The sequence below is a fragment of the Geovibrio ferrireducens genome, assembly GCF_026226615.1.
Taxonomy (GTDB): domain Bacteria; phylum Chrysiogenota; class Deferribacteres; order Deferribacterales; family Geovibrionaceae; genus Geovibrio; species Geovibrio ferrireducens.
Genome location: NZ_JAJAPB010000028.1, coordinates 1 through 1,194 on the forward strand (window position 1 = coordinate 1; position 1,194 = coordinate 1,194).

A 1,194-nucleotide genomic window follows, 5' to 3' on the forward strand; every position below is an offset into this window, starting at 1 on the left:
TTACTCGATAATCTCGGTAACAACACCTGCACCGACTGTTCTACCACCCTCACGAATAGCGAAACGAAGTCCCGCATCCATTGCAATGGGTGTTATAAGCTCTACCACGCAGCTGATGTTATCGCCGGGCATTACCATCTCTGTCCCTTCGGGAAGAGTGATGATTCCGGTAACGTCAGTCGTACGGAAATAGAACTGAGGACGATACCCGCTGAAGAAGGGAGTGTGGCGACCGCCTTCCTCTTTGGTCAGGATGTAGGCTTCTGCTTTGTACCTGCGGTGGGGTTTGATTGAACCCGGTTTGCAAAGTACCTGCCCGCGCTCTACGTCGTCCTTTTTGATTCCTCTCAGAAGAATACCAACGTTATCGCCGGCAACACCTGAGTCAAGAATCTTCCTGAACATCTCTACGCCTGTTACTGTTGTCTTTACTGTATCGCGTATTCCAACGATCTCTACTTCTTCTCCCACTTTAACCTGTCCCTGCTCTATACGGCCGGTTACTACCGTTCCGCGGCCGGATATGCTGAACACGTCTTCTACGGGCATTATGAATTCTTTATCTATTGCTCTCTCAGGCTCAGGAATGTAGCTGTCCATTGCCGCTACGAGTTCGCCGATAGCTCCTGCCCATTTCTCATCTGTGGGGTTCTCAAGTGCTTTAAGAGCGGAACCTTTGATAATGGGTGTGTCGTCTCCGGGGAATTCGTAAGTTGAAAGAAGGTCTCTCACTTCAAGCTCTACAAGCTCAAGAAGCTCCTCGTCATCTACCATGTCGCATTTGTTCATGAACACGATGATGTAAGGAACGCCTACCTGACGCGCAAGAAGGATGTGCTCTCTCGTCTGGGGCATGGGGCCGTCTGCTGCACTAACTACAAGTATAGCTCCGTCCATCTGAGCTGCGCCTGTGATCATGTTCTTTACGTAGTCGGCGTGACCAGGGCAGTCAACGTGCGCATAGTGGCGAGCGGGTGACTCGTACTCTACGTGTGCTGTCGCGATAGTTATACCGCGCTCCCTCTCTTCGGGAGCCTTGTCGATGTTGCCGTAATCTACGAACTCTGCAAGTCCTTTCTTCGCCTGTACGCAGGTTATTGCTGCTGTAAGGGTAGTTTTACCATGGTCTACGTGACCGATTGTTCCTACGTTGACGTGGGGCTTCGTTCTAGCAAACTTAGCTTTAGCCATCTG

1 protein-coding gene is annotated in these 1,194 nt (G+C 50.8%); it reads right to left on the reverse strand.

Going from position 1 to position 1,194, the window contains the following annotated elements; genetic code table 11:
* A complete protein-coding gene (gene tuf / locus OSQ85_RS14010; protein WP_265823929.1) occupies positions 1-1,191 on the reverse strand; it encodes an elongation factor Tu in 1,191 nt (396 codons plus the stop codon).
* Positions 1,192-1,194: the final 3 nt, after the last annotated feature.

Coding starts and splice junctions, on each gene's coding strand:
- tuf (WP_265823929.1), bottom strand. CDS start 1,191: ATGGCTAAAGCTAAGTTTGCTAGAACGAAGCCCCACGTCAACGTAGGA.